Source organism: Mesorhizobium sp. f-mel, assembly GCF_053850215.1.
On sequence record NZ_JBSPTO010000043.1, the window covers coordinates 22,202 to 29,700 of the forward strand.

At 59.1% G+C, this 7,499-nt stretch carries 7 protein-coding genes and 2 pseudogenes; 8 read left to right on the plus strand and 1 reads right to left on the minus strand.

Annotated features, from left to right (window positions below):
• The first annotated feature begins 466 nt into the window (after positions 1 to 466).
• From ACWUKX_RS29240 to ACWUKX_RS29270, 7 genes and pseudogenes are all read left to right on the plus strand, one after another.
• Positions 467 to 1,051: a molybdopterin-dependent oxidoreductase gene (locus ACWUKX_RS29240; protein ID WP_456010141.1), complete on the plus strand. Its 585-nt coding sequence runs from the start codon at positions 467 to 469 to the stop codon at positions 1,049 to 1,051.
• Between the two features lie 21 nt (positions 1,052 to 1,072).
• Positions 1,073 to 3,046 (plus strand): putative bifunctional diguanylate cyclase/phosphodiesterase, encoded by a 1,974-nt coding sequence (locus ACWUKX_RS29245; RefSeq protein WP_456010142.1) that lies wholly within the window; start codon positions 1,073 to 1,075, stop codon positions 3,044 to 3,046.
• Between the two features lie 295 nt (positions 3,047 to 3,341).
• Positions 3,342 to 3,974, plus strand: coding sequence for a TetR/AcrR family transcriptional regulator (locus ACWUKX_RS29250; RefSeq protein ID WP_456010144.1), 633 nt, complete (start codon positions 3,342 to 3,344; stop codon positions 3,972 to 3,974).
• 528 nt (positions 3,975 to 4,502) lie between these two features.
• Positions 4,503 to 4,844, plus strand: coding sequence for an ArsR/SmtB family transcription factor (locus ACWUKX_RS29255; protein ID WP_456010145.1), 342 nt, complete (start codon positions 4,503 to 4,505; stop codon positions 4,842 to 4,844).
• Entirely contained in the window at positions 4,841 to 5,767 is a 927-nt protein-coding gene (locus tag ACWUKX_RS29260; RefSeq protein WP_456010147.1) for an SRPBCC family protein, read from the plus strand. The genes ACWUKX_RS29255 and ACWUKX_RS29260 overlap by 4 nt, the downstream gene beginning before the upstream one ends.
• 33 nt (positions 5,768 to 5,800) lie before the next feature.
• Positions 5,801 to 5,956: pseudogene (locus ACWUKX_RS29265) on the plus strand (hypothetical protein); the annotation flags it as partial.
• A 42-nt stretch (positions 5,957 to 5,998) separates the two neighbouring features.
• Positions 5,999 to 6,547 carry a dihydrofolate reductase family protein gene (locus ACWUKX_RS29270; RefSeq protein ID WP_456010149.1) on the plus strand — a complete coding sequence of 183 codons (549 nt, stop codon included), beginning with the start codon at positions 5,999 to 6,001 and terminating at the stop codon, positions 6,545 to 6,547.
• A gap of 128 nt (positions 6,548 to 6,675) precedes the next feature.
• On the opposite strand, the gene ACWUKX_RS29275 is transcribed toward ACWUKX_RS29270, so the two are convergent.
• Positions 6,676 to 6,942: a hypothetical protein gene (locus ACWUKX_RS29275; protein WP_456010150.1), complete on the minus strand. Its 267-nt coding sequence runs from the start codon at positions 6,940 to 6,942 to the stop codon at positions 6,676 to 6,678.
• A 457-nt stretch (positions 6,943 to 7,399) separates the two neighbouring features.
• Between ACWUKX_RS29275 and ACWUKX_RS29280 the strand changes: the two are divergent.
• Positions 7,400 to 7,499: pseudogene (locus tag ACWUKX_RS29280) on the plus strand (diacylglycerol kinase); the annotation flags it as partial.

Consider the following 7,499-nt stretch of genomic DNA (forward strand, 5'->3'; position numbering starts at 1 on the left):
CGTCTGGCTCCAGTTGCTGACGCGGTGCGGGGGGATGGCGAGGCGATGGTGAGGGGCTAATCTCCCCCCTTGAGGGGGAGATCACGCTCGCGCCGGCTTGCAGGCTTTCAACACGTGACATACCGGTTCCCCTGATTATAATGATAAAGGTGTTGCACTAAACGGAGGGGCCTCCGTTTATTACATGGGGGCTGGGCCGGCACGGTTCAAGCCCTTAGGGTCAAACCCATCGACATTGGAGAGAATTGGCCTCGCGGCCGCCGCCGGCGCTTGAAGACAAGATCAAAGCCGCGGCGATTAGACCGCTGCTCCACTGCGCTGGCTCGTCCGCTGCCGGTTTGAAACGGTCGGCCTTCTCCAGCCTCAAGGACCAGCGTCAGAGTACTATCCCACCGCTGTTCCCGCGGCCTGAACCAAAGCTAACGAAAAAATTAAACATTCGTGGCCACAGTACCAGTCTGCCCGAATGAAGGTCTGGCAATGGCTGGTGCTTGCCTATCGAGAAGAAAAGGATTGCTGCATGTCATCCTTGCTCAACACAGCACTTCTACCGCTTAAGCGCGGTCTGGTCATGCTGGCAGTTTTGGCGATTGGCATTCTGCCGGCGCCGGCGCTGGAGCCTGCTGATTTCCCGGAACCGCCGGACACGGTGGCCTTCAATGTTCAGAAGAACGGCAAGTCAATTCCAGTTACGCTGCGACAGCTGGAAAAGCTCGGTCTCTACAGGGTCACCACCCCAAGTCCATATGAAAAGGGGCAGCTTACGTTTGAAGGCGTTCTGTTCCGCGATGTGCTCAAGCTCGTTGGATTGGAAGGCGAGGATTCAGTTGCTGTGCGGGCGGTGGACGAATACGTGCAGATAGTTCCACGCGAAGATTGGACGGAAGGTCCTCTCCTGCTTGCCACCCGCCAGGATGGAAAGTTGCTGACCCGACGCACGCAGGGTCCGACCCGGCTGATCTACCCGCTCAAGGACTATCCTGCCTTCGATACGCCAATCCGCAAACCACGATGGGTCTGGCTGATCAAGACGCTCGAGTCCGGCGGCTAGTCGAGCTCCGGCGTGGCTCGAATGGTACGGTTTGGATCGAGTGGCTGGCGCGTTCCCCTCACCTACGGGACCGCCATTGCTGCGGCGGCGGCCAGCTCGGCCGTCTTGATCACCATATTGTTTCTCAGCCTCAGCAAGATCGAATATTCGCTGCCTCGGTTCGGCTTTTTCGCCATCCGCGAGTTCCACATTGCAATACGCGATGTAACCCACCTCAGGGACATGACTTTGCTCGCCCAGGCCGCCCCTGGGTCGGCAGACAGCCTTGAGCACTTATCGGCGGCGAACGACCTGGTCTACATTCGTTTCAAGCGGATCGACGGCACTGGGACAGCGAGCGAGATTCCCGCCTACGCAAGTATCGTGCCCCGTGTCGTTGACGCAGTGACACAGCTTGATGCCATGATTGCGGCCGGGCTGCCTCTCGACGAAAAGAGCCTGAAGGAAATGGGGCTGGAACTCGAGCAGCTCGTAGAGAGGATGAATGACGAATATTACAAATATGGAGATGAGATCAACGTAGATCTCTATTCGACAGAAAAAAGTCTGAAGAGATTCAACTACCAGATTGCGTTCGCCCTGGCGGTGTTGTCGCTGCTGGCGATCGGAACTGCCGTATTGCTAATCGGCCGTTGGGAAACAATAAAGAAATTGGAATTCCTGGCCTGGCGCGACGCGACGACGGGATTGAAGAACCGTGCCTGGATGTCAGCCAACAGGGACGTGATGCTGGACCGGGCAAGGCTGGCCGGCAAACAACTCCGCCTTTTCCTGATAGACCTGGATCATTTCAAGAGCGTGAACGATACGTTCGGTCATCACATCGGTGATCTGCTGCTGAAAGCCGTCGCTGAAATCCTGCAATCGGTCGAACGGCCCGACGAAGTGGTCGCCATCCGTTTGGGCGGCGACGAGTTTGCCATCATGGCGATTGGGGACCGGCACGCGGCAGCGGATGCTCTCGGAGATCGGCTTCGGGAGCAATTGAACCGGTTTGCCGAACTCGAAGGCCACCACGTGCGCATGGGAGCCAGTATCGGCATGGCATGTTTTCCTGAGCATGGCTCGGATATTTCCACCCTGTTGCGCAACGCAGACAGCGCTCTTTATGTGGCCAAAGCGGAAGGACGCTCTGGCTTCGTGACGTTTTCGCCTGCAATCCTCAATCAGTTCGACATGCAGCTTGGCGAAGAAGCTGGCATCAAGCGGGCGCTTAACTGCGACGAGTTCTTCCTGGTTTGGCAACCGCAATTCGAGCTGGCAACCGGCCGCATGATTGGCGCCGAGGCGCTGGTGCGTTGGCGCGACCCCGCTTCGGGCGCGATTCGTCTGCCGATGTCATTCATTCCAATTGCCGAACGAGGCGACCTGATACTAGAAGTCGACAAGGTTGTGCTGAGCAAGGCTTGCCTGCAGGCAGCTCGATGGATGCCTGTTTCTGCCGATGATTTCGTTTGCTCGGTCAATCTTTCGGGCAAAAGCCTTCAGAACGATGCCTACTTCGCCCACCTTCTTCTGGTGCTGCGACAAACGGGCCTGCCGCCCTCGCGCCTGCAACTGGAAATAACGGAAGGGGTATTTATCCAGAACAGCCGAAACGCCTTGAACATGCTGACGGAAATTCGAAATATCGGGGTCGGCTTGGCACTCGACGATTTTGGATCCGGCTATTCAAGTTTCGGCTACCTTGCCGATTTCAACCTGGACCGGTTGAAGATCGACCGATCGTTCTTGAGCGGTCTGGAAGCGTCGAAGAAAAAACAGAACATTGTTCGAGGCATTATAGCACTGGCCAATTCGCTCGGTTTGACCGTTCTGGCAGAGGGCGTGGAAAACGAAGCGCAGCTTGATTTCCTGATTGCCGAGCGTTGTCACAGCGCTCAAGGGTTTTTCATGTCACAGCCCATCGAAGAAAATCTGCTGACAAACCACCTGGCCGCAAGGCAAGGCAGGATAAAAGATACGGACAAGTTCAGGCTGGGCCTTTCTGCCTAGTACTACAGTTCCAGATGGGAGCATTTTGCACCAAGTGGCCTCACTTGGCGTTGCAGAAATGCGGCTAACACAAATAGATAACGCGGGATGCCCAGGTCAATTTGAACGCATCCCGCTCTAGCCGGTGCCCGACCATATGCCACGGCATTTTGCCAACCTGCATGGGAGTCGGCCGCAGCCGAGGGCAGACTTGCGGGCTCGAACGACATGACATACTCGATCCCGTGACTATATTAACGGGCTCGCCGGACCTTGCCCTACCCGGTTCAAGCCCCGATCGACATTGGAGAAAAAATTGGCCTCCCAGCCGCCCGCCACGCTTGGAGACAAGGCCGACGCGACAGCGGCAAAACCGCTCCGCGCCGATGCGCAGCGCAACCGCGACGCGCTGGTCGAGGCCGCAGCAGTGGCCTTTGCCGCGCATGGCGTCGACGCCTCGCTGGAGGAGATCGCGCGCCAGGCCGGCGTCGGCATCGGCACGCTCTACCGGCATTTTCCCACGCGCGAGCATCTGGTCGAGGTGGTCTACCGGCGCGAAGTGGAAAGCCTGTGCGCCGCCGCCGACGAGCTCGCCCGTCACCATCCGCCCGACATCGCGCTCGAACAATGGATGCAGCGCTTCGTCGACTACATCGCCACCAAGCGCGGGCTGGCGACAAGCCTGCGTATCTTGCTCAACACCAATTCCACCTTGTTCTCCGACGTTTCGGGCAGGGTGACACTTGCCTTGCGACGGCTGATCGAGGCGGCGGTGGCCGACGGCTCGATCCGCAGCGACGTCGACGCATCGGACGTTCTGCACGCGCTGGGCGGCATCTATTCGGCGCCCGACACCAAGGACTGGCGCGACCGCTCGCGCCGGCTGGTATCGCTGCTGATGGACGGGTTGAGGTTTGGGGCGGGCAGGTCGGCGAAGGATGGCGGGTGAAGGCTGGGCTGCAGTCGAACCTCCATGCTCTCTCAACTGGCGTGGAGGATCCGAAAGCGATCTGGTTCCGCCGGATCTCGATCAACGATTTGGATTGGCGACCAAGCCCTTGCTAAACGCCGATTCCCGGCGTGCGGGAGAACTGGATTTCCCGCGAGTGCCTTCAACTGCAACGCACGGCCGGGGTTCGGCAGTGCGCGCCCGGTCCACGCCGCGAGATGAAGTTCGCGTTGGGTCATTCCGACGTTGACGCTCCCTACGAGCATCTAGGTATGGAAGCGGAATGGTATTACGACGTGAACCCATAAATCAGGATTGACCGAAATTGGTGGGAAGCGGAACGGCCGCTTCAGGAATTTGTCTTCGATTGCAGGGATTGGGGTGCGCTCGCATCGTTGCGAGCAACTTCTCAGCGGACTCGGCAACTGAAGCCGCCTGCTCCAAGAACTCGGCGCGTTGGGCGGAAAACTTAGCGACTTGACGAAGTTTTCGCTTGCGCCACCGGCAAATTGGGCGATAGTTAGCGACATGGCTAAGCATGATCCTGATCTATCGCTGCTCTTCCACGCGCTCGCTGATCCGACCCGCCGGTCGATCCTGACCCGGCTTGCCGAAACACCTGCGCAGGTGACGGATCTGGCTGGTCCCACGGGACTGCGTCTGCCCACGGTGATGCGGCACCTTTCCGTGCTGGAGGAGGCAGGGTTGATCTCCACCTCCAAGGACGGGCGGATACGCACCTGCGCCATCGTGCCCGAGGCTCTGGACCCAGTGCGGTCCTGGCTCGATGAACAGCGCGCCATCTGGGAGGCTCGGCTCGACCGGTTGGACGCATTTGTGATGAATGTGATGAAGGAAAGCGAAGAATGACACAGAACGTCGCTACAAACAGCGCGACCCGTGCGGTGCCTGATGATAGGAAAAGCCGCTTTGCGACACTCACCTTCGAACGGGACGTGGCCGCGCCATTGGCCGTGTTGTGGGAGGCATGGACCGCCCCGGCCGCGCGGGCGATCTGGGCTGCGCCATCACCCTCGGTTACCGTGGAGTTCTTGGAGGCCGACACCAGGGTGGGTGGACGCGAGATCTCGCTCTGCAAGGCAGAGGGCCAGCCGGACATCCGCTGCGAGAATGGCTGGCTGGTGTTGCAGCCAGCGGTGTGCAGTGTGAACTATGAGGTGATCTCGTGCGAAGGCGTGACGCAATCGGCGGCGCTGGTGACGGCAAATCTTTCAGGCACGCACGAGCGCAGCCGGCTGGTCGTGACGGTGCAACTTTCATCGCTGGCGCAGGACATTGAGGCAGGCTATCGGGAAGGCTTCTCCGCCGGTCTGCACAACCTCGCGGGCGCGGCCGAACGAACCATGGTGCTGCAGCGGGTAATCCAGGCGCCGCGATCCATCGTGTGGGGCGCGTGGATGAACCCTGAAACGCTGCCGCAATGGTGGGGGCCGGAAGGCTTCTCCTGTCGAACGAAGAGGATCGACTTGCGGACGGGCGGCGAATGGGTTTTCGACATGATCGCGCCTGATGGCACGGTGTTCCCGAACCACCATCTCTATAACGAGGTCCGGCCCGAGGAGAGGATCGGCTATACGCTGCATTGGGGCGAGAACGGGCCGAAACATGCCGACGCCTGGGCCTCGTTCGAGGATCAGTACGGGGTAACAAAGGTAACGCTGGGTATGGTATTCAGCACGGCTGCCGAGTTCCAGGAGGCGAAGGGCTTCGGTGCCGTGGAACTGGGATTGCAAACTCTGGGCAAACTGGAACGCTTCGTCGCATCCCGCTGAAATGCTGCGACTTCCCGTCGGCTCGAATTAGGGGTTGTGGACGAGGTCCTCATCCATGTCGCGCCCGTTCTCATCGGCGACGGCATCCGCCTCTTCAGCCAGAACGGCATGGAGCCGGTCAGGCTGGAGGAGACCGAGGTCCCGGAACCGGGGCGGATCACCAACATGCGCTTCCGCTTCACGGGATAGGGCCGAGAATTCACAAAGGAGATACACGAAGAGGCGGGTTCTATGAGAAAACTGATCATATGGGACATGGTGACCGTCGACGGCTTCTTCGAAGGTCCGGACAGGGACATCAGCTGGTTCGTCTTCGAAGAAGAACTCGAGAACTACATTCGTGAGACCCAGGAAAAGGCCGACACGCTGATCTTCGGCCGCGTGACCTACGAGCTCATGGCAGCCTATTGGCCGTCCGAGCAAGGCTGGATCGCGGACTTCATGAACAAGATCGAGAAGGTGGTCTTCTCGCGCACGCTGGAAAGCGCCGACTGGAACAACACGAAGCTCTTCAACGGCAATGTCGCGGAAGAAGTCTCCAAGCTGAAGACCAGGGACGGCGGAGACATCTTCGTGTTCGGCAGCGCCGACCTCACGGCGACCCTGATGGAGCACGGCCTGATCGACGAGTATCACCTCGGGATCAACCCCGTCATTCTCGGGAGAGGCACGCCGCTCTTCAAGGGCGGCCCGAACCGGATACCCCTGAAGCATCTGGAGACGAGGACCCTCAAGTCAGGTGTTGTCATTCTCCACTACGCGCCGGAAAGCAGACAATGACGATCGATCGGCCGATGAGCTTCGGGCCCTCTGATCAGAAGTCTGGCACCTGACTCCGCACCGGTGCGCGGAATGCCAGCGGAGCAAGAACGAGTAACTCCGCCCTGAATTGCGTCAGATGCGAAATCCTATGCGAATAAGCCGACTGCTCGATCGTAAAAATGATCGAGAGCGCAGCGCCTGGCGGCAACCCGGGCGGCTTCAAGCAATTCCTCGCGACACGAGGCGCCGTCCTTGTAGGTTGCGATGACCACGCGCGCGATCATTTGGGCGTCCTCGTTGTCAAGCTCCGCTTCACCGGACCGCAAAATTTCCCGAACCACACCCCTCAAGAGATCCAGTTCAATGGTTGAAAAGACGCCCATATCGGGCGCGGATGTGCACTCCACCGTCATCAGAATTCCTCCCGCCGTCACGATATCAAACACGCGAGAGATTACAACTAAAGTATTAGGCGAACGCTTCGGAGGCCGTTCGACACCCGACCACCGCTGCAACCTTGCTATGCCGCATTTGCCCGAAGTGCCGCGAAATGCTTTTCTCCCGTCGGGTAGACAGAAGTGGTGCCATCTCATTGCCGAAGCGTGCGCAGACAACGATCGACGTCGAGGAAATGGACGGTCGCTGGTATATTAAAGTGAACGTCGAGGGTCGCGATAGGCGCGCCCTTGGCCCCTTCAAATCACGTGAAGATGCAGGGGCGATAGCGAACGAGCAGTGCGATCGATTGAGAGATGAAGGCAAATACTAGCGTTGAGGCGGTTGCCGGACGCAACCCCTTATTGAAACACATTGCGCCGTATGACGTGCAAACGTGCTAATGGGATCAGACCGGCTATCGGTGGAGTACTCGTGAAGAAGACTGTCGTTAGGGTTGTCTGTGCGATCGGCCAAGCGGGGCAGCTCGGCCTCAATGGTGGCCTTCCGTGGGAAGGCAACCGGTCGCCGGAGT

Coding starts and splice junctions, on each gene's coding strand:
- ACWUKX_RS29240 (WP_456010141.1), top strand. CDS start 467: ATGAAGGTCTGGCAATGGCTGGTGCTTGCCTATCGAGAAGAAAAGGAT.
- ACWUKX_RS29245 (WP_456010142.1), top strand. CDS start 1,073: ATGGTACGGTTTGGATCGAGTGGCTGGCGCGTTCCCCTCACCTACGGG.
- ACWUKX_RS29255 (WP_456010145.1), top strand. CDS start 4,503: ATGGCTAAGCATGATCCTGATCTATCGCTGCTCTTCCACGCGCTCGCT.
- ACWUKX_RS29260 (WP_456010147.1), top strand. CDS start 4,841: ATGACACAGAACGTCGCTACAAACAGCGCGACCCGTGCGGTGCCTGAT.
- ACWUKX_RS29270 (WP_456010149.1), top strand. CDS start 5,999: ATGAGAAAACTGATCATATGGGACATGGTGACCGTCGACGGCTTCTTC.
- ACWUKX_RS29275 (WP_456010150.1), bottom strand. CDS start 6,942: ATGACGGTGGAGTGCACATCCGCGCCCGATATGGGCGTCTTTTCAACC.